Origin of the sequence: Dietzia sp. MNB45 (assembly GCF_051994785.1) — a bacterium.
In the GTDB taxonomy this organism is placed as follows: domain Bacteria; phylum Actinomycetota; class Actinomycetes; order Mycobacteriales; family Mycobacteriaceae; genus Dietzia; species Dietzia kunjamensis.
Genome location: NZ_CP163397.1, coordinates 3443059 through 3466348 on the forward strand (window position 1 = coordinate 3443059; position 23290 = coordinate 3466348).

General features: G+C 70.1%; 26 protein-coding genes. 10 read left to right on the top strand and 16 right to left on the bottom strand.

Annotated elements, in window-relative coordinates; translation table 11 throughout:
• Positions 1-11: 11 nt before the first annotated feature.
• A complete protein-coding gene (locus tag AB5G72_RS16500; RefSeq protein WP_067718885.1) occupies positions 12-788 on the top strand; it encodes an SDR family NAD(P)-dependent oxidoreductase in 777 nt (258 codons plus the stop codon).
• 139 nt (positions 789-927) lie between these two features.
• On the opposite strand, the gene AB5G72_RS16505 is transcribed toward AB5G72_RS16500, so the two are convergent.
• The 4 genes from AB5G72_RS16505 to AB5G72_RS16520 form a co-directional block, all read right to left on the bottom strand.
• The gene (locus AB5G72_RS16505; protein WP_440220436.1) at positions 928-1758 is read right to left on the bottom strand and encodes an amino acid ABC transporter permease; all 831 of its coding nucleotides are present in this window, start codon (positions 1756-1758) and stop codon (positions 928-930) included.
• Entirely contained in the window at positions 1755-2417 is a 663-nt protein-coding gene (locus AB5G72_RS16510; protein ID WP_067718880.1) for an amino acid ABC transporter permease, read from the bottom strand. Before AB5G72_RS16510 ends, AB5G72_RS16505 begins: the two co-directional genes overlap by 4 nt.
• Positions 2418-2530: 113 nt before the next feature.
• Positions 2531-3349, bottom strand: coding sequence for a glutamate ABC transporter substrate-binding protein (locus AB5G72_RS16515; protein ID WP_440220437.1), 819 nt, complete (start codon positions 3347-3349; stop codon positions 2531-2533).
• 57 nt (positions 3350-3406) lie between these two features.
• Positions 3407-4141 (bottom strand): amino acid ABC transporter ATP-binding protein, encoded by a 735-nt coding sequence (locus AB5G72_RS16520; RefSeq protein WP_069389523.1) that lies wholly within the window; start codon positions 4139-4141, stop codon positions 3407-3409.
• A gap of 114 nt (positions 4142-4255) precedes the next feature.
• Here AB5G72_RS16520 and AB5G72_RS16525 point away from each other — a divergent pair, with 114 nt between their 5' ends.
• Both AB5G72_RS16525 and AB5G72_RS16530 read left to right on the top strand, forming a co-directional pair.
• Positions 4256-5494, top strand: coding sequence for a fatty acid desaturase family protein (locus AB5G72_RS16525; protein ID WP_440220438.1), 1239 nt, complete (start codon positions 4256-4258; stop codon positions 5492-5494).
• A gap of 2 nt (positions 5495-5496) precedes the next feature.
• The gene (locus AB5G72_RS16530) at positions 5497-5961 is read left to right on the top strand and encodes a hypothetical protein (protein ID WP_440220439.1); all 465 of its coding nucleotides are present in this window, start codon (positions 5497-5499) and stop codon (positions 5959-5961) included.
• Positions 5962-6007: 46 nt separating this feature from the next.
• Here the strand turns inward: AB5G72_RS16530 and AB5G72_RS16535 are convergent, their stop codons facing one another.
• The 3 genes from AB5G72_RS16535 to AB5G72_RS16545 all read right to left on the bottom strand — a co-directional run bounded on the left by AB5G72_RS16535 (position 6008) and on the right by AB5G72_RS16545 (position 8112).
• Positions 6008-6286: a WhiB family transcriptional regulator gene (locus AB5G72_RS16535; RefSeq protein WP_067718868.1), complete on the bottom strand. Its 279-nt coding sequence runs from the start codon at positions 6284-6286 to the stop codon at positions 6008-6010.
• A gap of 238 nt (positions 6287-6524) precedes the next feature.
• Positions 6525-7538: a hypothetical protein gene (locus AB5G72_RS16540; protein WP_396468207.1), complete on the bottom strand. Its 1014-nt coding sequence runs from the start codon at positions 7536-7538 to the stop codon at positions 6525-6527.
• Positions 7539-7551: 13 nt separating this feature from the next.
• The gene (locus AB5G72_RS16545; RefSeq protein ID WP_067719144.1) at positions 7552-8112 is read right to left on the bottom strand and encodes a type 1 glutamine amidotransferase domain-containing protein; all 561 of its coding nucleotides are present in this window, start codon (positions 8110-8112) and stop codon (positions 7552-7554) included.
• Between the two features lie 86 nt (positions 8113-8198).
• Between AB5G72_RS16545 and AB5G72_RS16550 the strand changes: the two genes are divergently transcribed.
• Positions 8199-8933, top strand: a complete 735-nt coding sequence (locus AB5G72_RS16550) for an LmeA family phospholipid-binding protein (RefSeq protein WP_440220440.1) — start codon at positions 8199-8201, stop codon at positions 8931-8933.
• A 6-nt stretch (positions 8934-8939) separates the two neighbouring features.
• On the opposite strand, the gene AB5G72_RS16555 is transcribed toward AB5G72_RS16550, so the two are convergent.
• Positions 8940-10496, bottom strand: a complete 1557-nt coding sequence (locus AB5G72_RS16555; protein ID WP_440220441.1) for an adenylate/guanylate cyclase domain-containing protein — start codon at positions 10494-10496, stop codon at positions 8940-8942.
• Positions 10497-10743: 247 nt separating this feature from the next.
• On the opposite strand from AB5G72_RS16555, the gene AB5G72_RS16560 reads away from it, so the two are divergent.
• Positions 10744-12417, top strand: a complete 1674-nt coding sequence (locus AB5G72_RS16560) for a DEAD/DEAH box helicase (RefSeq protein ID WP_440220442.1) — start codon at positions 10744-10746, stop codon at positions 12415-12417.
• Positions 12418-12469: 52 nt separating this feature from the next.
• Here the strand turns inward: AB5G72_RS16560 and AB5G72_RS16565 are convergent, their stop codons facing one another.
• The 4 genes from AB5G72_RS16565 to AB5G72_RS16580 form a co-directional block, all read right to left on the bottom strand.
• Positions 12470-13765: an ISL3 family transposase gene (locus AB5G72_RS16565; RefSeq protein WP_440220432.1), complete on the bottom strand. Its 1296-nt coding sequence runs from the start codon at positions 13763-13765 to the stop codon at positions 12470-12472.
• A gap of 198 nt (positions 13766-13963) precedes the next feature.
• Complete coding sequence (locus tag AB5G72_RS16570; protein WP_440220443.1) at positions 13964-14788, bottom strand: thioesterase family protein; 825 nt, start codon at positions 14786-14788, stop codon at positions 13964-13966.
• A gap of 22 nt (positions 14789-14810) precedes the next feature.
• The gene (locus tag AB5G72_RS16575) at positions 14811-16013 is read right to left on the bottom strand and encodes a fatty acid desaturase family protein (RefSeq protein WP_440220444.1); all 1203 of its coding nucleotides are present in this window, start codon (positions 16011-16013) and stop codon (positions 14811-14813) included.
• A 92-nt stretch (positions 16014-16105) separates the two neighbouring features.
• Positions 16106-17134, bottom strand: a complete 1029-nt coding sequence (locus AB5G72_RS16580; RefSeq protein WP_440220445.1) for an LLM class flavin-dependent oxidoreductase — start codon at positions 17132-17134, stop codon at positions 16106-16108.
• A 71-nt stretch (positions 17135-17205) separates the two neighbouring features.
• On the opposite strand from AB5G72_RS16580, the gene thiM reads away from it, so the two are divergent.
• Positions 17206-18063, top strand: coding sequence for a hydroxyethylthiazole kinase (gene thiM, locus AB5G72_RS16585; RefSeq protein ID WP_440220446.1), 858 nt, complete (start codon positions 17206-17208; stop codon positions 18061-18063).
• A complete protein-coding gene (locus AB5G72_RS16590; RefSeq protein WP_440220447.1) occupies positions 18060-18773 on the top strand; it encodes a thiamine phosphate synthase in 714 nt (237 codons plus the stop codon). Before thiM ends, AB5G72_RS16590 begins: the two co-directional genes overlap by 4 nt.
• 83 nt (positions 18774-18856) lie before the next feature.
• On the opposite strand, the gene AB5G72_RS16595 is transcribed toward AB5G72_RS16590, so the two are convergent.
• Positions 18857-19537, bottom strand: a complete 681-nt coding sequence (locus AB5G72_RS16595) for a potassium channel family protein (RefSeq protein WP_325769406.1) — start codon at positions 19535-19537, stop codon at positions 18857-18859.
• Entirely contained in the window at positions 19530-20906 is a 1377-nt protein-coding gene (locus AB5G72_RS16600) for a TrkH family potassium uptake protein (RefSeq protein WP_271799717.1), read from the bottom strand. Before AB5G72_RS16600 ends, AB5G72_RS16595 begins: the two co-directional genes overlap by 8 nt.
• Positions 20907-20995: 89 nt before the next feature.
• Here AB5G72_RS16600 and AB5G72_RS16605 point away from each other — a divergent pair, with 89 nt between their 5' ends.
• Positions 20996-21349, top strand: a complete 354-nt coding sequence (locus AB5G72_RS16605; RefSeq protein ID WP_440220448.1) for a VOC family protein — start codon at positions 20996-20998, stop codon at positions 21347-21349.
• Between the two features lie 5 nt (positions 21350-21354).
• On the opposite strand, the gene AB5G72_RS16610 is transcribed toward AB5G72_RS16605, so the two are convergent.
• Both AB5G72_RS16610 and AB5G72_RS16615 read right to left on the bottom strand, forming a co-directional pair.
• Positions 21355-22254 carry a sigma-70 family RNA polymerase sigma factor gene (locus AB5G72_RS16610; RefSeq protein ID WP_440220449.1) on the bottom strand — a complete coding sequence of 300 codons (900 nt, stop codon included), beginning with the start codon at positions 22252-22254 and terminating at the stop codon, positions 21355-21357.
• Positions 22251-22751, bottom strand: a complete 501-nt coding sequence (locus AB5G72_RS16615; protein ID WP_440220450.1) for a carboxymuconolactone decarboxylase family protein — start codon at positions 22749-22751, stop codon at positions 22251-22253. The genes AB5G72_RS16610 and AB5G72_RS16615 overlap by 4 nt, the downstream gene beginning before the upstream one ends.
• Positions 22752-22905: 154 nt before the next feature.
• On the opposite strand from AB5G72_RS16615, the gene AB5G72_RS16620 reads away from it, so the two are divergent.
• Positions 22906-23046, top strand: coding sequence for a hypothetical protein (locus tag AB5G72_RS16620; protein ID WP_156523631.1), 141 nt, complete (start codon positions 22906-22908; stop codon positions 23044-23046).
• Between the two features lie 36 nt (positions 23047-23082).
• Positions 23083-23223, top strand: coding sequence for a hypothetical protein (locus AB5G72_RS16625; protein WP_317471152.1), 141 nt, complete (start codon positions 23083-23085; stop codon positions 23221-23223).
• Positions 23224-23290: the final 67 nt, after the last annotated feature.

A 23290-nucleotide genomic window follows, 5' to 3' on the forward strand; every position in this document is an offset into this window, starting at 1 on the left:
ACCGTTCTGGCATGGAAATCTCTGGAGCAAGTGCCATCGTCACGGGCGGTGCGTCGGGAATCGGCGCCGCCGTCGTCCGTCAGCTCGCCGCCAAGGGCGCCAAGGTCGTCGTCGCCGATCTCAATGCCGAGAAGGGTGAGGCCCTGGCGAACGAGGTCGGAGGCGTGTTCGTCTCCGTCGACGTCACCAAGACCGACCAGAACGAGAAGGCCGTCGCCGCCGCTCTCGAGCTCGGTCCCCTGCGCTACCTCGTCAACTCGGCCGGCATCGGCTGGGCGCAGCGCACCATCGGCCGCGACGGCGAGTACTCGTCGGCCTTCGACATCGACTCGTTCCGCAAGGTCATCGACATCAACCTCATCGGCTCGTTCGACATGCTGCGGCTGGCCGCCACCAAGATGAGCACGCAGGAGGCCGACGAGGACGGACAGAAGGGCGCCATCGTCAACATGGCCTCCGTCGCCGCGTTCGACGGCCAGATCGGCCAGGCCGCCTACTCCGCCTCGAAGGGCGGCATCGTCGGCCTGACCCTGCCCGTCGCGCGTGACCTGTCGGCCGCCGGCATCCGCCTCAACACCGTGGCGCCCGGCCTCATCGACACCCCGATCTACGGCGAGGGCCCGGACTCGGAGGCGTTCAAGGCCAACCTCGGCTCGAATGTCCTGTTCCCGAAGCGTCTCGGCTCGGGCGACGAACTGGCGTCCATGGTCATGGAGCTGCTCACCAACCCGTACATGAACGCGGAGACCATCCGCGTCGACGGTGGCATCCGGATGCCACCGAAGTAGCACGCCCCCGGAATCGACCACGCCCCCGGGCATCGAAAAGGACGTTCCGCGCACTCCCCTCTCGGGCGATGTGCGCGGAACGTCCTTTTCGTCGGTGTGGGTCCTCGACGGTGCGGGCTTTCGACGGTGCGGGTGCGGGTCAGGCCTTCGCGCGGCGCCTCTTCATCCGGCCCTCGAGGTACACGGCGAACTTGGTGAGTGTGTAGTTGACGAGGATGAACAGGATGCCCGCCACGATGTAGGCGGGGACGGTGTTCGCGTACGCCGAGCCCAGGGTCTTGGACCAGTTGAGCAGCTCCAGGTAGGTGATGCCGTAGCCCAGTGCGGAGTCCTTGAGGACGACGACGAGTTGGCCGACGAGGGCCGGGAGCATCGCCGTGAGTGCCTGGGGGAGCTGGATCGAGCGCAGCACCTGCCCCGGGGTGAGGCCCACGGCCAGTCCCGCCTCGGACTGCCCCGCGGGCAGCCCGTGGACACCCGAGCGGACGAGCTCGGCGATGACCGCGCCGTTGTAGAGGGTGAGCGCGGTGACGACGGCGGCGAGCGGCGCGTGCTGGTTGGGCACGATGTTGGAGGTGGCGAAGTAGCCGAAGTAGGCGAAGACCATCATCAGCAGCACGGGCACGGAGCGGAAGAACTCGACGATGATGCTGCAGAACCAGCGCAACGGTGCGAACGGCGACAGCCGGCCCATGCCGAAGAGCAGCCCGAAGACCACGGCGAGCACGATGGAGATCGCCGCCGCCGTGAACGTCCCCTTGAGGCCCGGGATGAGGTAGGACGTCCACACCTCGGGGTCGGTGACGAACGGTTCCCACATGAAGGCCTTGAGCTGGCCGGCCTTCTCGAACTGGAGATAGATGACGTAGGCGATGGCGACCACGAGGACCACGCCGACCGCGGTGAGGATCCTGTGCCGCAGCCGGGCCTTGGGGCCGGGTACGTCGAAAAGTACCGCCTGTGTGCTCATCGCTTCACCGACAGCTTCCGGGAGAGGGAGGTGGTCCACAGTCCGATCGGGAGGGTGAGGACCACGAAGACCATGGCGAAGAAGAAGAACGTCAGCAGGCTCGCGCCCTCGTTCTCCGTGATGACCTGGAGCAGGCCGGCGGAGTCCCCGACGCCGATGACCGCCGCGACGGTGGAGTTCTTGATCAGCGCGATGACCACCGAGCCCAGCGGGGCGATGGACCCGCGGAACGCCTGCGGGAGGATGACCTCTCGCATGGACTGGCCGAAGGCCAGACCGATCGAGCGGGCGGCCTCCGCCTGCCCCACCGGGACGGTGTTCACGCCGGAGCGCAGGGCCTCGCAGACATAGGCGGCGTGGTAGACGGCCAGCATGATCGCGGCCCACCAGAAGGCGTTGCGGGCGAAGTCGTCCGAGACCGACAGCTGGAGGATGAAGGACAACCCCAGGATGCTGAAGACCATCAGCAGCGTCAGCGGGAGGTTCCGGAACGTGTTGACGTACGAGGTGCCGAGGCCGCGCAGGACGGCCACCGGGGACACGCGCAGGACGGCGATGATCGTCCCCAGGACCATGGCCCCGATGGTGCCCAGGACCGAGAGCTGGATCGTCACCCAGACCGCCCCGAGGACGTCGTAGTCGGCGAAGATGTCGCCCATGGTCCACCTTCCGTGGTGAGGTGCCCGCCCTCCTCCCCGCGCCGGTGGGTCGGCGCGGGGAGGGAGGCGGTGGTCGGCCGGAGCGGGTGTCGCTCCGGCCGGGACGGATCAGGTCAGGCGCAGGCCTCCGGCTCGGGCGGGTTGCCCTCGCCCGGGGTGAAGCCGGCGGCGCCGAGGTTCTCCTCGACGGCGGTGTCCCAGCTGCCGTCGGAGATCATCTCGCGGATGGCCTCGTTGATCTGCTCGCACATCTCCGTGTCGCCCTTGGCGATGCCGACGCCGTACCGCTCCTCGGAGAACGGCTCGCCGACCACCTTGAGCTGGCCCTGGTACTGGTCCTGGGCGGCGTATCCGGCGAGGATCGTGTCATCGGTGGTCAGCGCGTCGACCGCATTGGACACCAGCGCCGAGACACACTCCGAGTACGTGCCGAACTCCTGCAGGTTCACACCCGGCACCTGCTCCTTGACCGTCTGGGCCGACGTCGACCCGGTGACCGAGCACAGACGCTTGCCGTCGAGGGAATCGGGACCGGTGATCGAGTCGTCGTCGGAGCGGACCAGCAGGTCCTGACCGGCGATGAAGTACGGGCCGGCGAAGCCGACCTTCTCCTTGCGGGAGTCGGTGATGGAGTAGGTGGCCACGATCATGTCGACCTGACCGGTCTCCAGCAGCGTCTCGCGCTGGGCGCTGGGGGCCTGCACCCACTCGATCTCGTCCTCGGGGGTCCCGAGCTTGTCGGCGATGTAGCGCGCCACGTCGACGTCGAGGCCGGTGTAGTCGTTGCCCTCCTTCAGCCCGAGTCCCGGCTGGTCGAACTTGATGCCGACCTTGAGCTGGTCCTCGCCGCCGCCATCGTCGCTACCGCACGCGCTCACGCCGAGTGCCAGGGCGACGGCCGCCGTGGCCGCTCCGATCCGTCGGATGTTCATGGGTTCTCCTCGTGGGATGGGTGGATGGGTCTCGTTCGGGTCCGCGGACGGGCCCGACTAGTTGGTGAGGATCTTGGACAGGAAGTCCTTGGCCCGGGAGCTCTGCGGATTGGTGAAGAACTCCTCCGGGGTGGCCTGTTCGACCAACTCTCCGTCCGCCATGAAGATCACGCGGTCGGCCGCCTTGCGGGCGAAGCCCATCTCGTGGGTCACCACGACCATGGTCATACCGGTCTTGGCCAGCCCCGTCATCACGTCGAGGACCTCGTTGATCATCTCCGGGTCCAGGGCGGACGTCGGCTCGTCGAAGAGCATGACCTTGGGGTCCATCGCCAGCGACCGGGCGATCGCCACGCGTTGTTGCTGACCGCCGGACAGCTGCGCCGGGTACTTGGACGACTGCTCGTGGACACCGACCCGTTCGAGCAGTTCCATCGCGCGCTTCTCGGCCTCCGACTTGGACTGTTTGCGGACCTTGATGGGACCCAGCGTCACGTTCTCGAGGATCGTCTTGTGCGCGAACAGGTTGAACGACTGGAACACCATCCCGACGTCGGCCCGCAGTCTCGCCAGCGCCTTGCCCTCCTCGGGCAGCGGCTTGCCGTCGATGGTGATGGAGCCGCTCTCGAAGGTCTCGAGCCGGTTGATCGTGCGGCACAACGTCGACTTCCCGGACCCCGACGGGCCGATCACCACGACGACCTCCCCCTGCTCGATGGACAGGTTGATGTCCTTGAGCGCGTGGAAGTCACCGAAGTGCTTATTGACGCCTGAGATCTCGACGAGAGCCATGGTGGGATCATAAGCGTCCGATGAACGCTTGCCGGTCAACTCGGCAGTAGTTGTCCGCAGTTCGGGTTTCCCGGAACGGTCGACATGACGCTGACCGCTACGTACCGTTCTTACATGGCGATATCTGATGTAAGGGAATACGCCCATCTCTCCGCCGAGGACGTCGATGCCATCGGTGAGGAACTGGACGCGATCCGCCAGGAGGTCGTCGACTCCCTCGGGGACGACGACCGCCGCTACGTGCAGAACACCATCCGCCTGCAGCGCGGACTGGTGACCGGCGGCCGGGTCGTCCTCCTCTTCTCCGGGTACCGACCCGCGTGGCTGGTGGGCACCGGACTACTGGCGGCCGGGAAGATCATCGAGAACATGGAGCTCGGGCACAACGTGATGCACGGGCAGTGGGACTGGATGAACGACCCGGTCATCCACTCCAGCTCCTGGGAGTGGGACATCGTCGGCACGTCCGAGCACTGGAAGGCCACCCACAACTACCACCACCACAAGTACACCAATATCGTCGGCATGGACGACGACGTCGGGTACGGCGTGGTGCGGGTGACCCGCGACCAACCGTGGCACCCGGCGAACTCGCTCAACCTGGTGTGGAACACGATCCTCGCCCTCGCCTTCCAGTGGGGCGTCGGCGTCCAGCACCTGGAGATCGCGCCGGCGACGATCAACTCCTCCGGGCGGGCCGAGCGCAAGAAGCGGATCGGCCAGTTCCTCCGCAAGGCCCGGCGCCAGGTGGGCAAGGACTACGTGTGGTTCCCGCTGCTGTCGGGGCCCAACTGGAAGTCCACCATGAGCGCCAACATGACCGCGAACATCATCCGCAACCTGTGGTCCAACGCCGTGATCTTCTGTGGCCACTTCCCGGACGGCGCCGACAAGTTCACGCTCGACGATCTCGAGTCCGAGACGCAGGCGCAGTGGTACCTGCGCCAGATGCTCGGCTCCGCGAACTTCACCGGCAGCAAGCTCACGCACTTCATGTCCGGCAACCTGTCGTTCCAGATCGAGCACCACCTCTTCCCGACGCTCCCGTCGAACCGGTACGCGGAGCTCTCGGAGAAGGTCCAGGACGTCTGCCGGCGGTGGGACCTGCCGTACACCACCGGGCCGCTGTACAAGCAGTACTGGCAGTCCTGGCGCACCATCGCCAAGCTCTCGCTCCCGAACCGGTTCCTCAAGGCCACGCCGGACGACGCGCCGGAGACCCGCTCGGAGAAGATGTTCGCCGGCGAGCCGACGACCTACGACGACGCCGTGGGTCCGCGCTCCGGCCTGGTCACCGCGCTCAAGCACCACACAGGCCCCGACCAGCTGCGTCGCCTGACCCGGACGGTCTGAGCGTGGCGGGCCCGGGAGAGGGAGACCGGACCCCGAGCGTCGACGAGGCGCATCGGCGGCCAGAGGGGGCGACCGACGCCGAGGTCGAGGCGGCCGGCACCGTCGGCGAGGCGATGGAGTACATCGAGCGCGCCCGCGGGCACCTGTACGACCTGCACCAGCTGATCGGCCGGGCGGACATCCTCTTCCAGGAGGCCGCCGACCAGCTGGCGCAGGCCGGTCGGCCCGAACTGGCGGAGCGCATCCGTGAGGAGATGGTGGGGGTCAACGTCCTGCACGGACGCTGGACGTTCCAGATCGTCGAGGAGTTCGACGACGGGTTCTGGAGCACGGCCCGGACCCTCGACCGAGCGGTGCGCGACGAGCTCACCGGCGGGCGGCGGCACGTTCACGAGGCCGAGATGAAGGAGGCCAACCGGACCGGCGGCCGCCGCGGGCACGAGGCCACCCCACAGGATCACAACTAGGATCCGGACCGCCGGACCGTCAGCCGAGGACCCACCAGCCGAGCGATCAGCCCGTTCTGTGGCGGCCGGAGATCCTGTGCCTCTCGGCCTCGGTGAGTCCGCCCCACACTCCGTAGAGTTCACCGGAATTGAGGGCGAACTGCCGACAGGTATCGAAGACCGGGCACGTGGCGCAAACCGACTTGGCCTGCTCCTCCTTCTTGCGCCGCTCCCCCTTCGACTCCTCCTCCAGGCTGTAGAACAGGTCTTCGTGCCCGATGCACGCGGCGTTGTCACGCCAGGACCAGAAGTCCGAGGTGGGTTCGAGGTTCCTGTATCTCGGCATTCATCCTCCGTCCCTGCGCCTCGCGAAGTGCCCTGCCTCGAGCCCTGAAAGTTCGTCGTTCGCAGTCGATGACGCAATACTGTCAGGGTTCCGAGCACGTCGCGCCGCACTTCGGGGGTCGTGAGATGAAGGATCGCCCCCGGGGACGGCATGTGTGCAGCAGTTATCAGCCTTCGTGATGGCATCGTGAGAAAACGCCTAGGCGTGGTGGGGTGGCGTGGATCACCCGAAAAGGGGCCTACTTCGTCGTCGTCGTCGCCCGGATGACCTCCGCGGCGCGGTGTGCCGCCCCGTCCACCCCCCACCACGACCGGATCCCGGCGGCCTCGCCGTCGAGGGCGCGGTCCACCTGTGCGCGCACCTCGCGCGCGACCGCCGTCGGGCCGTCGCCGTAGCGCAGGACCGACGCGCCGGGGATGGAGCCGAGCGCCTCGGCGGTGGCGTCGTGTTCGCCGTACTCGTGCTTCCCGGGGACGACGACCAGCGGCACATCGGCGCAGGCCGCGTCGGCGACGGACGCCTGACCCGCGCCGGTCACCACGACGTCCGCAGAGCTCAGCACGGGCCAGGGGTCGGAGTGCCACTCGCCGTCGGGCCCGCCCAGTTCCACCCAGTCCGTCACGCCCAGCTCCGCCGCGGTGGTCCGCACGGCGCGCCAGAAGCGGTGGTCACCGCCGGTGCCGGAGGCGTTGAGGTGGACGACACGGGGGCGACGACGAGCCCGCTCCTCGCGTCCGCGTCGCTCGAACCGGGAGACGCCCCCGATCTCGCTCACCCGCTTCTCCGCCCGCGCCACGGTCTCGCGGTGCACGCCCGGCGGCCAGGCGGCGATGAGCCTCTCGGCCGCCCGGCACCGCAGCAGATGCGGTTCGTCGTCGCGCACGCCCGGGGGAAGGGTGCTCACCATGGGTGTACCGGTCATGCGGGCGGCCAGCGACATCGCCGGGGAGCCGTCGACCCACAGCGCGCGGGGGCGTTCACGGTCCATCCACGCCACGGCGGCACGACGGGCGGCGAGGGTGATCTCGTCCCGCGCCGGCGGTCCGGCCGCGTGCGCGGCGGCGGGCCCGGTCCGTGCGTCCGGCTCTGTCGGCAGGTGGACCACGCGGGTCCCGGGGGGACGCTGGGTGTCGTCGAAGGGGCCGGTGACGAGCATCGTGACCTCGTCGCCCCGGTCGCGGAGCGCGGCGACGACCGGCAGCACCCGGTGCAGGTGCCCCCGTCCACGGTTGTGGACGTACACGCCGATCATCGCCCGGTCGCCCCTAGGCCGACCCCCGGGCGGCGCCGACGAGCGCCTCGCAGAAGGCCGGGAGATCGTCGGGCCGGCGGCTCGTGAAGACCCCGTCGTCGCTGACGAGCTCGGAGTCGACCCACTCCGCGCCAGCGTTGACCAGGTCGGTCCGCAGGCTCGGGAAGGAGGTGACCTTCCGGCCGCGCACCACGTCCGCCTCGATGAGGACCCACGGCGCGTGGCAGATCGCGAACACCGGCTTGCCAGCCTCGACCATCTCGCGCACGAGGGTCACCGCGTGCTGGTCCCCGCGCAGGGCGTCCGGGTTCGCGACGCCGCCGGGCAGGACGAGCACGTCCACGTCGGCTGCGGAGATGTCCGCACTCGTGCGGTCCACGGGCCGGGTGCCGGCCGGGCTGAGGTGATCGACCAGCCCGACCTCGCCGTCCTCCGTGCTGACGAGGACCGGCCGGAAGCCGGCGTCGGAGACGGCGTCCCACGGTTCGGTGAGCTCGACGCGCTCGATCCCCTCGGAGGCCACGAGGAAGGCGACGGTACGGGTGTCAGTGAGTGCATCCTGTGTCTCGGTCATGATCCCGATCGTGAGGTCCTGCCCGCCGCGCCGCAACCGGTCCGGCGACGGTAGACCCGGGTGCTCCGGTCCGGCACGATACGACCATGGGCAGACGAGATCGGATGGACCGCAGAGAACGTCGCGACGGTAGGCGCGGTGGGTGCGGGTGCGGGTGCTCGCTGGTCCTGCTGCTCCTGCTTCTGGCGGGTCTGGTGGTGGCCGCGGAGTTCGGCGCCCGCTGGTACCTGTCGGACCGGGCCGAGCGCGAGGCGTCGGCGGAGCTCGGGGCGCCGGTGTCCGTGGAGTTCGGGACCAGCCCGGTGTTGTGGGACCTGGCCACGCAGCAGGCCGTGGGCACGGTCCGCCTGACCTCCCCCGGTGACGCCACCGTGCCGCGGATCGACGTGACCGGCTACGCGGTCTCGCAGGTCGACGGTGGCATCCGCGCCGAGTCCGCGGACGGCACCGCCACACTCAGCGCCGATCAGCTCGCGGCGGCCGCGGCGGAGGGCAACCCGGCGGAAGGCTCGCCGATCGCGGGCATGACGGAGGTGCGCTCGGTGCGCCCCGACGCACCGGCCGGACTGCTGCGCGCCGACATCGGCGGCATCGCGGAGATCGGCGTGCAGCCCGGTGTGAACGACGGGCAGCTCACGCTCACGCCGCAGCAGACCTCGCTGCTGGGCTTCCCACTGCCGGACGGACTGTTCTCCGGCATCACCGGCACCGTCGACACGACGATGGCCTCACTTCCCGAGGGCGTGGTGATCGAGGACGCGCGCGTGGTGGACGACGGCCTCGAGGTGATGCTCGGCGGGCGTGACGTGGTGCTGCGCTAGGGGTGGTCAGTCGGTCGCCGGCGCGCACAGCCGCGTGGGCTCGGTGCGGCCGCGCACCACCTCGGACCCGACCTGCTGCCAGCGGCCACGCTCGGACTCCGCGGCGGCGTCGGCCGCCACGCCCGAGGCCAGGACCAGGCCGGGCTGCTCCTTGGCCAGCTCGCACAGCCGCGAGGCCTCGTTCACCGCGTCGCCGATGACGGTGTACTCGAAGCGGTCGTCCGAGCCCACGTACCCGGCCACGACGTCCCCGTAGGACGCCCCTATGCCGGCGCGGCAGTCCGGCACCCGCGCGGGCAGGCGCTCGGCCAGCACCCGCGCGCAGGCCAGGGTCGCGGTCGCCGGGTCCGCCATCGAGCGGGGCGCGCCGAACACGACGAGCGCGGCATCGCCGAGGAAACTGTCGACGATGCCGTCGTACTCCTCCACGGTCTCCACGACCACGGAGAAGAACCGGTTGAGCACGTCCACCACCTCGCCGGCCTCGGACCGCACGGCCATCTCGGTCGAGCCGATGAGGTCGACGAACACCACGCCCACGCGCGAGTCGCGCCCGCCCAGCTCGGGATCGTCGAGCTCCGCGGCCTCGGCAACCTCGCGCCCGACGTGTCGACCGAACAGGTCGCGCAGCCGTTCGCGCTCCTGCAGCCCCGAGGCCATCTCGTTGAACCCGCGCTGCAGCTCACCGAGCTCCGTGGCGTCGTAGACCACCACGCGCCGAGAGAGCGTGCCGTCGCTGATGTCCTGCATCGCCCACCGGACGCTGCGCAGCGGGGCGATCATCGACCCCGTCGCGAGGGAGATGAGGAGGAACCCGGCCAGGAGGGACGTGGCACCCAGGACGATGACGACGACGGCGAGGCGTTCCAGCGACAGGGCACGGCCCGCGAGTGTGTAGACGGCCACGATGATCAGTCCCGTGATGGGCACCCCGCTACCCAGGGCCCACGCCACCCGGAGCCGCGTCATGGCGCCGAGGAACCGGGCCCGCGGGGCGCGGCCCGTGGACAGTGCGACCGCCGCCACGGGCCGCAGGCCGAAGTCGGCGAGCAGGAACGCGGCGCCGCACACGACCATGCCGGCGAAGGAGATGGTGAACCCGACCACCGGGATCGATGTGGGGTCGACCAGGCCGTACGCGGGGGTGACGACCGCGACGCCGAGCAGCCACAGGAAGGCCTGGATGAGGGTGATGCGGGCGGGCAGGCGCAGGGTCCGGGCGCGGTCACGGTCGGTGGGCTCGCGGCCGTCGAGGAACCACCGGACGCGGCGGTAGACCGCACCGGTGACCCAGATCGTGCCCACGATGACCGCCATCGTCACGTAGACGGGCACCACGATCACCGAGGGGACGAGGAACTCCCGCGACAGCACCGCCGGGCCCGGCAGCACGAAGAAGACCAGCACCACGGCCACCGCGACGCCCACCAGGTTGGAGGCGAGCAGGGTCAGGACCAGCAGGATCCGGACGCGCAGCGCGCGAAGGCGGGCGGACTCCTCCTCCCGGCCGAGAAGCACCGACCCCAGTTCCGGTCGACGCAGCAGGGACAGGTCTATTCGCACGCCTCGTATCGTGCCACCACGGGGAGGCGATCGTGATGCCCTCGTCACACCCGGGCCGCGGGGCTGGGGTGTGGGGCCCGCTACGCGTAGGGTGGTCCTCGGACGGCCCGCACCACTCTTGCCTCGGGCCGTGCGGTTGTCGACCTCCCCGTGGTCGCGCACCGGGCGCATCGCTCACCGAAGTGGATGCGACTCCCCGCGAGCGCGCCGGGCAAGACGCCATTCTCTATGTACGGAGCCTTCTCCCTTGTCACGTTCTTTCGCCGATCTCGGCGTTCCTTCCCCCCTGCTCGACGTTCTCGGCAGCGCGGGGATCACCACCCCCACCCCCATCCAGTCGGCCACGCTGCCGGACGCACTGACCGGCCGTGACGTGCTGGGCCGGGGCCGCACCGGCTCCGGCAAGACCTACGCGTTCTGCATCCCGCTGGTCGCCCGCCTCGCCGCGTCCGGCGGCCGCCGCGCCCGCAACTCCCCGCGTGGGCTGATCCTGGCGCCGACCCGTGAGCTCGCCCGGCAGATCAACGAGACCCTCGAGCCGCTGGCGACCTCCATGGGCCTGAAGACCACCGTCATCTTCGGCGGCGTCTCCCAGGGCCGTCAGGTCGAGGCGCTCAATCGTGGCGTCGACATCGTCGTGGCCTGCCCGGGTCGACTCGAGGATCTCATGGGACAGAAGCACTGCCGCATGGACTCGATCGAGATCAGCGTGCTGGACGAGGCCGACCACATGGCCGACCTGGGCTTCCTGCCCGGCGTCACCCGCATCCTCGCGGCGACCCCGTCCGGTGCGCAGCGACTGCTGTTCTCCGCGACCCTGGACTCCGGCGTCCAGAAGCTGGTCACCAAGTTCCTCACCGATCCCGTGGACCACTCGGTCGACGACGGCACCGCCACCTCCGGCCCGACCGCCCACCACGTGGTGCGCGTCGACGCCGACGACCGCGTCCGCGCGCTGGCCGACCTGGCCGTGGCGCACCCGCGGACCGTGATGTTCACCCGCACCAAGCACGGTGCCAAGCGTCTCGCGAAGCAGCTCACCGGCCGCGGCGTCGTGAGCGTGGACCTTCACGGGAACCTGTCGCAGAACGCCCGCGTGCGTAACCTCGACGCGTTCTCCTCCGGTGCCGCGACCGTGCTCGTGGCCACCGACATCGCCGCCCGCGGCATCCACGTCGACGACGTCGGGCTGGTCGTCCACGCCGATCCGCCGGCCGAGCACAAGGCCTACGTCCACCGTTCGGGCCGCACCGCCCGCGCGGGCGCCATCGGCACCGTCGTGACCGTCGCCACCTCCGACCAGGTGCGCGAGGTGCGGTCGCTGCTGCGCGCGGCCGGGGTCACCGCCGGCGAGATCGAGCTGCCCATCGGCGCCGATGCCGCCGTCGCGTTGGCCGACGCCCCGGAGCCGCCCGCGCACGTGCCGTCCGACGACGGCGCCGAGGGCCAGTCCGTTCGCGGGCAGGCCCGTCGCAGCCGCGGCCAGGGCCGTCAGAACCAGAACCAGCAGCGTCAGGGCCGCGGTGGCGGGCAGGGTCGTGACGGTGAGCAGAGCCGCGGTGGCGGGCAGGGTCGCAGCGGCGGGCAGGGTCGCGACGGCGGCCAGAGCCGGGACGGCGGTCAGAGTCGTGACGGCGCCGGCCGTGGTGGTTCAGAACGCGGTGGTTCAGAACGCGGTGGCCGTGATCAGCAGGGCTCCGGCACCGGCGGCGCTCGTCGTCGTCCCCAGACCGCCGACGCCCACGGTGCGCCCCGCCAGGGCTCCGCACGTCAGGGCTCCGGCGCACGGGGCTCGGGCGGGCAGCGCTCGGCCGGCCAGGGTTCCGCGACCCAGGGCTCCGGCGCACGCCAGTCGGTGGGCCAGGCGGCCGGGCGGCCCCGCAGCGACCAGCGTCGCCGCTCCACCCGCACCGCCGGCTGACCTGAGGGGAGCCACCCCTCCCCTCCCCACCCGAAAATCCGGCTCTTATGACTCATGCGTGGGCCTTTTGGCGGCCGGGGAGGGTGGGACGGTGGCCGCCGAGGTTGAGCATGGCCAGGGCGATGAGGGCCTCTGGTGAACGGAAGCCGAAGGCCATTCGGGTGATGAGGCGGATCTTGGTGTTGACCGATTCGATGAGCCCGTTGGAGAGGCCGTGTTCGATCGAGGCAAGGATCTCGGTCTTGTAGGTGCAGATGGTGCGCTGCAAGTGGACGAACCGTTCGATGCGGCATCGTCTGGCCCAGCTGATCCACGCTTCCAGGGCGTCTCTGGCCTCGTCGATCGGGAGTTGGAAGATCAGACGCAGGCCTTCTTTGAGCAGGTAGGCGCGGTACAGGGTGGGTTCGGTCTTGGCGATCCACGCCAGCTTGGCACTCTGCCGGGTGGTGAGATTCTCGGGGTTCTTCCAGAGCGCATATCGGGCGTGCTTGATGTCCCGGGCGTAACCGCGGGCCCGGTTGACCTTGTTGGCCAGACGACGTTCACGCAGTTGCCGTTTGTCGCCGCGGGCCTCGTTCCACACCTGTCGACGCACTTCATCCAGGGCATCGGTGGCCCACTTGACCACGTGGAACGGATCGGTACAGCGCACCGCCTCGGGGCACGCTCGGGCTACGACGTCGCCGATCCACTTCGCCCCGTCAGCGGTGACATGGGTGATCTGCCCACACCGGTCGGCCCCGAGAGCGTCGAAAAACGCCTGCACGGTGGCTTTGTCCCGGCCAATGGCAACCCACACCAGGCGACCGGTGTCGTGATCGACCACGATGGTCAGATACTTGTAGTTGCGCTTGTAGGAGATCTCGTCGATTCCGATCCTCCGCAGACCGGCCAACGGATCGGTACCGGCGACGGTGTCGGCCCAGACGCGGGCGATGATCGACCCCACCGTGCGCCAGGCGATGCGCATCAGCTGGCACGTGGCGCTCTTGGAACACTGCGTGGCCAGCCACGCGACCTGCTGGTCAAAGGGTCTGGTGTGACCGGCGCCGTGGCGGGCCCAGGGCACCTGACGCACAGTGGGACCGTGCACGGGGCAGCTCACTCGCGGCGAATCGGCCTCGAGAAACACCATCGTTGAGCCCATATCCAGACTGCGCCAGCGGCGTCGGCCAGCGCCGTTGTCGTACCGGGCCGCCGGCGTCCCGCAGACGCCGCACCGGGCCCAGTACCCCCTTTGAGGGCGAACATGTGCGACCACGATCTGCTCGATGTGGTCGAACTCGACGTTCTCGATAACCGTTCTCTCGACGCCCAGCACCGCACGCCATAGGCTGACACCTCGCACGCCGTTCTCCGCTCTTCGGTTTGGACTTAGACACCCAAAACCTAAGCCGAGAACGGCGTGCTTCTACCCGAGATCCACCGAACGACCCATGGACAGGTCACAAGAGCCGAAAATCCGCTACTCGAAATCCGGATCGGCTACTCCAATCGGACTAGCCGATCCGGATTTCGAGTAGCGGATTTGGCGTTGGGGCGCCGGTCAGCCGAAGACGGTGATGGTCTGCCGGCTGATCGCCACCAGCTCACCGTCCGGCCGCCACAGCATCGCGTGGGTGTGCGCGTAGCCGTCGCGGGCGGCATCGGTGGCGGCGGCGTAGCCGAGGATCGACTCGGCCGGGAACGCCTCCGGGCGCACCTCGGCGATCAGCTCCAGCGTCCACGTCAGGCTGCTGCCGGGCGCGAAGCCGTCGAGCATCTGGATGGGAGCTGGCGGCCACGCGTCGGCCAACACCACCAGATGCTCTTCGTCGAACCGCTCCGGGGCCTCGCGCAGTGACGCCCACCCGGACAGGTCGGCCGTCTCGGAACCGGAGAACGGCAACTGGCCGCCGACCTGCCGCAGCTCGACGAACCGGTAGAACTCCGGCGTCAGCTTCTCGATGTAGGGGAACGCCTCGATCGCCGTCGGATCGCCCAGCGCCGGCATCGGATGGGCGGGCGCGACCGAGATCGACGACTGCCGGTGCTTGCCGAAGGCGGCCAGCGCGGTCGCGACGATCGCGCCCTCCTGCCGAACGGTCGCCTGGCACTGGACGACGTTGGAGCCCACGCGCAGGATCTCGGCGTCGACCTCAACGGGGCCGGTCGTCGCGGGGCCGATGAACGACACGGTGATCGACCGCAGCGGGTGGACGACGGGGGCCGAGCCGTCTCCGGTGTCCCGACTACGCAGGCACCCCTTCATGGCAGACAGCAGCAGGGCGCCGGTCAGGCCCCCGAAGATCGCCCTGCCCTGTGTCCATCCCTGCTCGACCTCGACGGTCCCGCCGCGTGCAGCGGCCTCCAACATGCTCGTCAGCGACATGCGGTCATTCTGTCACCGGGGGTCAGCGGCTCTGGTGGGCGCGTCCCTTCCGGACCCCGGCCAGCGCGGTGGCCAGGCCGGGCATGCGCGGCCCGAGGGCGAACATCTTCTCGCTGCGGGTCTCCGGGGCGTTGTCGGCGGTGCGGCGCAGGAAGCGGTCCGGCAGTGACAGCCGCGCGATGGTGCGCCACGACTGCAGGTACTGCTTCCACAGCGGCCCGCTGACGTACGGCAGGTCGTATCGCTCGCACAGCTCGCGGACCTTGAGCGAGATCTCCGAGTACCGGTTGGACGGCAGGTCCGGGAACATGTGGTGTTCGATCTGGAACGACAGGTTGCCGGACATGAGGTTCATCGCCGGGCCGCCGTCGAGGTTGGCGCTGCCGAGCATCTGCCGCAGGTACCACTCCGCCTGCGTCTCGGTCTCGATGTCGTCCATCGTGAACTTCTCGGCACCGTCGGGGAAGTGCCCGCAGAAGATCACGGCGTTGGTCCAGATGTTGCGGATGATGTTGGCCGTGATCGTGGCGGTGAGGGCCTGGCGGCCGCTCGGACCGGCGAGCACCGGGAAGAGGATGTAGTCCTTGAGGATCTGCTGGCCGGCCTTGCGCAGGAATGCGCGGGCTCGGCGGCGGTCGGCCGGGGACGCCTCGCGGTCGAACGCGTCGGCCGTGTCGACCGCCTGCAGGCCGATCCCCCACTCGAAGCCGAGCATGAGGACGGCGTTGACGAGGACGTTCCCGGCGAACCGGGGCTCCCAGGGGATGTCGCGGGTCACGCGCAGGACACCGAACCCGACGTCGTCATCGACGCCGACGATGTTGGTGTACTTGTGATGTAGGTAGTTGTGGGTGTGCTTCCAGTCGGCGGAGCTGCCGACGAGGTCCCATTCCCAGTTGGTCGAGTGGATCTCCGGATCGTTCATCCAGTCCCACTGGCCGTGCATGATGTTGTGGCCGAGTTCCATGTTCTCGAGGATCTTGGCCACGGCGAGGGTGCCGGTCCCGAGGGCCCACACGGTGCGGTTGCGGGCGCCGAAGTACAGCAGCGCGCGGGCACCGAACTCCAGGCCTCGCTGGAGTTTGATGATGCTGTGGATGTAGCGGTAGTCGCGCTCCCCCCGGGAGGCGATGATCTCGGCGCGGACAGCGTCGAGCTCCCGCCCGAGCTCCTCTATCTGGTCGGAGCTGAGGTGGGCGTATTCGCCGACATCGGAGATCGCCATACGTCCAGGATAGGCCGGTTCGGGTGCCCGCGGCTACGGCTGCGGGTCCGGCAGCCCTGCTTTCGTGATCAAGGGCACCCGATCCGGCACCGTCAGTCACTCCAGGCGCGCCGCAACACTTCCAGGGAGCCGTGGACCCGCTCGACCGTCGATCCCACCGGCGCGATCATGAGTTCGTCGGCCCCCGCGGTGCGCGCGAAGTCGGTGAGGTACTCGCGGACCGCCGGCCCGTCGCCGACCGCCGTGTAGTGGATCATGTGCAGGATCTGGCGACCGCCGGCGGACTCCATGATCATGTCGAGTTCCTCGTCGGAGAACTCGCGTCCGCGGCCGGCCATGAGCTTGACCCGCTGGCGGCGGTACCAGTGCAGTTCGAGTTCGGCTCGCTCGGTGTCGTCGTCGGCCACCACGTTGACGGCGGCGATCATGTACGGCTCGGCCAGCTGCTCGCTGGGCTGGAAGCGCTCGCGGTAGACCTGCGAGGCCTGCTCGAGGGCGTCGGGCGCGAAGTGCGAGGCGAACGCGTACGGCAGCCCGTAGGCGGCGGCGAGCTGCGCGCCGAACAGGGACGAGCCCAGGATGTACAGCGGCACCTTGGTGCCCCGCCCGGGAATGGCGGCGATCCCGCGCGTGCGGGCGAAGTCGGAGGGCGAGTCGCCGAGGAACGCCTGCAGCTCGCGGACGTCGTCGGGGAAGTTCTCGGCCGCCGACGGCTCGCGGCGCAGCGCACGCAGGGTCTGCGGGTCGGTGCCGGGGGCGCGCCCCAGGCCGAGGTCGATGCGTCCGGGGTGTAGCTCGGCGAGGGTGCCGAACTGCTCGGCGATCACGATCGGCGAGTGGTTGGGCAGCATCACGCCGCCGGAGCCGAGCCGGATGCGCTCGGTCTGCGAGGCGATGTGCGCCATGAGTACCGCCGGCGCCGAGGAGGCGATGGACGGCATGTTGTGGTGCTCGGAGTACCAGACCCGCTCGTAGCCCAGTTCCTCCGCCTTCTGCGCCAGCGCCACCGAATCCTGCAGTCCCTCCCCGATGCTCTGGCCGGGGCGGACGGTCGCGAAGTCGATGACGGACAGGGGCAGGGCAGTACCGGACTGGGGGGAGCTGGTCTCGGGGGAGGTCATGCCCCGTGCAACCCGGGCCCCCGGCACGCTATTCCTGTTGGCGGCGGGGCGGGGGCGGCAGACTGGGGGGCATGTCCCCCGCTGCTGACCGCGCCGTCGACCTCGCCCGCCTCGTGACCGTCATGCGCGAGACCGGCCCGCTCGTGCACTGCCTGACCAACTCGGTGGTCCGGCAGATCACCGCGGACGTGCTGCTCGCCGCCGGGGCGGCGCCCGCGATGGTCGACCACCCCGACGAGGCCTCCGACTTCGCCGCCATCGCCTCCGGCGTGCTCATCAACGTCGGCAACCCGACGGCCGAGCAGGTCGAGGGCATGCACGCCGCGATCGCCTCCGCCCGCGCCGCCGGCACCCCGTGGGTGCTGGACCCGGTGGCGGTCGGCGGCCTGGTCCTGCGGACGGGGCTGGCCACCGACTGGCTCGAGGCCGGGCCCGCCGCGATCCGGGCGAACGCGTCGGAGACCATCGCGCTCGCCGGCACGGGAGCGGGCGGCCGGGGCGTGGATTCCACGGAGGACGTCCTCGCCGCCGAGTCCGCTGCCCGGGACCTCTCGGCCCGATCGGGGGCCGTGGTCGCCGTGACGGGGCCGCGGGACCTCGTCGTCACCCAGCGCCCCCCGCATCTCGGCGAGGCCGCGCCTCCCACCCGCACCACGTGGGTCGAGTCGGGTCACCCGCTGCTGCAGAAGGTCATCGGCACCGGCTGCGCCCTCGGGGCGCTCACGGCGGCCTATCTCGGGGCGGCGCGGTCGGCCGGGATCGCGGACCACGACGCGGTGGTCGCCGCTCACGCCCACGCCGGCGCGGCGGGGACGGTCGCCGCGCGCACCGCCGCGGGCCCGGGCAGCTTCGCCGTGGCGTGGCTCGACGCCCTGTACACGCTGACCCCTCAGGAGATCGCGGGCCTGGTCACGGTGTCGGAGGCGTGAGCGGCGCCGGTGTCGACTGGCGGCTCTACCTGGTCACCGACCCCCACCTGGGCGGCGGGCGCGACGTAGTGCCGGGGATCGTCTACGAGGCGGTGCTGGGCGGGGTGGGTGTGGTCCAGGTGCGGGACAAGGAGTGCGACGACGACGAGTTCGCCACGCACGCCGCCGCCGTCGCCGACGCCGTCGCGAGGGCGTGCGCCGACACGGGCCGTGACGTGCCGGTGTTCGTCAACGATCGTCTCGACGTCGCGCGGGAGCTGGGACTGCACCTGCACATCGGGCAGCGGGACGTGCCGTTCGCCCTGGCCCGCGCGGCGCTGCCGGACGAGCTGATGCTGGGACTGTCGATCGAGTCGGACGCGCAGTTGGCCGCGGCGATGACGGGGCCCGGTCCGGTGCCGGACGTGATCGGGGTGAGTCCGGTGTGGTCGACCGCCACCAAGACCGACACCGCCGACGCGCTCGGTCCCGAGGGCGCGGACCGGTTGGCCCGGGCCGCGCACTCGTACCGCCGACCCGGGGGCGTCACCGGCGACGCCGACGCGGGCATCCGCGCGGTGGGCATCGGCGGGGTCACGCCCCTGACCGTCGCGCGGTTGGCCGCGACCGAGCTGGACGGGGTCTGCGTGGTCTCGTCGATCATGGCCGCCCCGGACCCGCGGGCCGCGGCCGCCGACCTGCTCGCCCGCTGGGACGCCGCCCGCCGCTGATCCGGGGCACGGGCGCGGGTGCCGGGCGCGCGTGCAGGTCCCGGGCGCAGGTCCGGCCCGGCCCTCGGGGCGCGCGGCGCTCGTTATCTCTTGCGCTCGGAGAAGTCGGCGAACCGCTCCAGATCGCGGACGTGGCCGGACACGATGATGACGTCGTCCGCGCCGATGATGGTCTCCGGCTGGGCGTACTGGAACGGGCTGCCCGGGGCCTTGATGCCGACGATGTTGACCTTGTGACGCTTGCGCGGGTGGCAGTAGTCGATCGACTTGCCGATGACGTCCCTTGGTGGCCGCATCTTGACGATGGCGAAGTCCTCGTCGAACTCGATGAAGTCCATCATCTGGTTGGCCACCAGGTGGGCCACGCGGACGCCGGCGTCGTGCTCGGGGAACACCACGTGGTCGCATCCGATGCGGGTGAGGATCTTGCCGTGGGCCTGGTTGATCGCCTTGGCCCAGACCTGTTCGATCCCCAGGTCGACGAGGTTCACCGCGACCAGCACGGACGACTCGATCGAGGTGCCCACGCCGACGACGGCGGTGGAGAAGTCCTGGGCCCCGAGCTGTTGGAGCGCCTCGAGGTCGGTGGCGTCGGCTTCCACCACGTGGGTGAGGGAGTCGGCGTACCTCTGGACTAGTCCGTGGTCGCGTTCGACCGCGAGGACCTCCCGGCCCTGGCCGACGAGTTGGGTGGCGAGGGAGACGCCGAACCGGCCGAGGCCGATGATGAGGACTGGGGACTGGCGACGGGTGCGATCAGCCAATGATCGGCCTCTCTGTGGGTAGGCGATACCTGGTCCGCTTTGCTCGCATGGTCAGCGCGGTGGCGAAGGTGATGATGCCGACTCGTCCGGCGAACATCAGCCCGGACAGAAGGTACACCCCCGCCGGCTCGAGTTCAGCGCTGAGACCTGAGCTCAACCCGCAGGTGGCGAAGGCGGAGATGGACTCGAACAGGGGGCGCCCGAGATCCTCTCCGGTGAGGATCATCAGGGCCAGGGCGGAGCCGGCGACCAGCGTGAGACCCATCCCGGCCACGGACACCGCGACCCGGATCGACGAGGTGGGCAGCGCGCGGCCGTGTGCCGTGGCGTCCTCCCGGCCCCGGGCCTCGGCGAGGAAGGCCAGGAAGATGACGGCCAGGGTGGTGACCTTGACGCCGCCGGCGGTCGAGACCGAACCGCCCCCCACGAACATCAGGGCGTCGGTGATGAGCATGGTCGACGCGGTCGTGTCGACGGGGTCCATGATGGCGAAGCCCCCGGAGCGCATCATCACCGAGGCGAACACCGAGTGCTGCAGTTTGTCGACCACGCCCTCGCCACCGAGGGTGGCCCCGTTGCTCCACTCGAGCGCGGCGAACCCGAGGGCCCCGACGAGCATGAGCAGCACGCTGACCTCGACCGTGAGGCGGGTGTGGAGGTTCCAGCGTCCCAGGTGCCACTGGTGCTTCCACAGCACCAACAGGACGGGGAAACCCAGACTGCCCAGGAACACGGCGCAGATCAGCGCCCAGAACACGACCGGGTCGTCGGCGACGGAGGCCAGGCCGTCGGGGTGGAGGACGAACCCGGCGTTGTTGAACGCCGACACCGCGTAGAACACCGCGCGCCACAGCCCGTCGCCGAACGCGCCCTGCTGGGCGATGAACCGGGGCGCGAGGATGAGCGCGATCACGAGTTCCACCAGGGCGGACGAGACGACGATGGTCTTGATCAGCGACCGGACCTCGCCCAGTCCACCCGCCGACACGCCCGTCTGGGCGAGCAGCCGGGTACGCACCCCGAACTGCCGGGTCACCGAGAGTGCCAACAGGGAGGAGATCGTGACGATCCCCAGGCCACCGAGCTGGATGCCCGCCAGGATCACCACCTGCCCGGCCGTGGACCAGTGGGTCGCGGTGTCGACGGTGGTCAGGCCGGTCACCGACACGGCGGAGGTGGCGGTGAACACCGCGTCGTGCAGCTGCGCGTGCTCTCCCGAGGAGGTGGCCCAGGGCAACATCAGCAGCACCGTGAAGACCATGATCGCCGCGGCGAACGCCAGGAGCGCCGAGCGGGCCGGGGAACTGTAGGTGAACGCCCGGGCTGCCTGCGCGCCCGAGGACACGACCCCCGGAATCGTCGAGACCATGCCGCGAGGGTAATCCCGGCCGCCGCGTCGGCCACAGTTGGTGCGCGAAGCCGTTACTGAACGGCGTCAACACTCGTAACGTCGGCGGTATGCCACGGATCCCTCTCGAAATCACGCTGGTCGAGTTCCCCAGCACCTCGATGTCCGCCACGCGCGAGTTCCTCGCGACGGTCTGCGGCTGGGAACCCACCGTGTACGGGGAGTCGTACGCTTGCTTGGCCGGCGGGGGCATCGACGTGGGCGTGCAGGGGGACGACGACGAGCAGTCCCCCGCCCCGCTCATGGTGATCCGCGTGCCGGACCTCAACGAGGCCCGCGAGCAGGTCGAGGCCGCCGGCGGCGTGGTGACGTTCGGGCCGTTCGACTTCCCCGGTGGCCGTCGCTTCCATTTCCGTGAGCCCGGCGGGAGCGAGATGGCGATGTGGGTGCCGGCGCCAGCCTAGAACCGTCAGGCCGGCGCGAACCCCGCGGGTAGTGCGAGCCGGGTGAGCTTGTCCGGGTTGCTGTGGAAGTAGAGGCGTGAGATCCGGCCGTCGACCACGCCGACCTGCGCCACCCGCAGGACACCGCGGGCGAGGATCGCCAGCGCGAATTCGCCGTTGACCTCGACGGGCGCGATCATCCCGCCCGAGAGCTCCGTGGCCTTGATGAGGAAGTAGGCGCACTTGCGGGCCCCCACGATGTCCCGCCGGGCGGCGTTGACCTTGCCACCGCCGTCCGAGATCACGCGGGCATCCGCGGTGAGGGCGGCGATCGTCTGCGGGAGATCGCCGGCCAGGACGGCCTCCACCAGTGTCGAGATCACCGCGTCCGAGGCGGGTTCGGGTGGGCGGAGGTCGGATTTTAGGCGGTGCCGGGCCCGGCTCACCCACTGGCGGACGGTGGCCACGGCCGCGCCCAGGGTGTCGGCGATCTCGGCGTAGGGTAGGTCGTACGCCTCACGAAGGACGAACGCCGCGCGCTCATCCGGGCCCAGCTGTTCGTAGGCCAGCAGCACGGCGATCCGCAGATCGTCGCGACGCTCGGCCCGGTCTGCGGGCAGCAGGGCGGTGTCGACGGGCTCGGGCAGCCACTCGCCCACGTAGTCCTCCCGCTTGCGCCTGCGCAGCCGGTCCAGACACAGCCGCGTCGCGACGGTGGTCAGCCACGCGTCGACGTTCCTGGGCGCGGACGACGGATCGAGCGCCACCCACCGCGCCAGCGCCTCGTCGGCGGCGTCCTCGGCGTCGGCCCAGGTCCCGGTGATGCGGTAGCCCACCCCGAGCAGTCGGCCCCGCACCCGCTCCAGCGCGGCGCGGTCCGGCAGCGCGGTGCCGGCCGCGGGGGTCGCGGGCGGGGCCACAGTCATGGCCGGGTCGCCGGTTCCAGATCGCTCGGGACGAGACCGCGCAGCGTCGCCGGGTCCTTGCGGGTGGCGATCGCGATCCGGTTCCATGCGTTGATCGTGACGATCTCCATGACCAGCTGTCCAGCCCCACCTTCGCCCCGGTGGCGGACCACCTCGTCCCACAGCTCGTCGGGAACGGAGTCCTCGCCGTCGATGCGGGTGACGGCGTCCGCGAATTCCAGGACCGCCCGCTCGGCCGGGGACAGCTCGTCGGCGTGGGCGTGCCAGTTCTCGGAGACCGCGATCCGGGTGCCGCTCCACCCGTCCTTGCGGGCATCGCGGCGGTGCATGGCCAGGCAATAGCGGCAGCCGTTCACCGCGGAGACGCGGAGCCGGATGAGGTGGCTGTCCTCCCGGGAGACCCGCGCCCGCGAGTAGGCCTCGAGTGCCAGCATGGGTGCCATCGCGCCCGCGCTGACCTGTTTGCGCTGTTCGGTGCTGCGTCGTGGTGTGCTCATGTCTCTTCGACGCACGAGGCCGGCCCGATGTGACAGACACGGTGGGAAGTGTGATGCGAATGTAATAGTTTCCTTCGAAATCTGTGGTGTGGTGGACCATAAGGCGGTTGTCGCCGATGTGCCCTGTGTCCCCCTACCCGCACGAGAGGCCCCCATGGATCCCTCAGTCCTCGGCCCTGTTTCCGGCTCGCTCATGGCTCCGATCGACTTCCTCGTCGACACCCCCGCGGAGCCGCTCGCCCACGTGTTGTACGACATGGCCATCGGCGTCATGGAACTCGGTCTCGGCCTGTAACCCCGGACCCGACTCGTTCACGTCAGGAGCATCGTCATGCCACACCCTGCTTTCCTCGGCCCGATCTCCACGGCCGTGATGAACCTCGTCGACGGGCTGTCCCGGATGAACGCGCCGGTCGAGGTGATCACCTCTCTGACCATGTGGGCGTGGGACATCGCCGACCTCGGGAGCTGATGCGCCTCCGCCCCGCCGCGACGAGCGGGTTCGGAGCAGTAGCCCGATTATGCGAATCGGGGCGTTC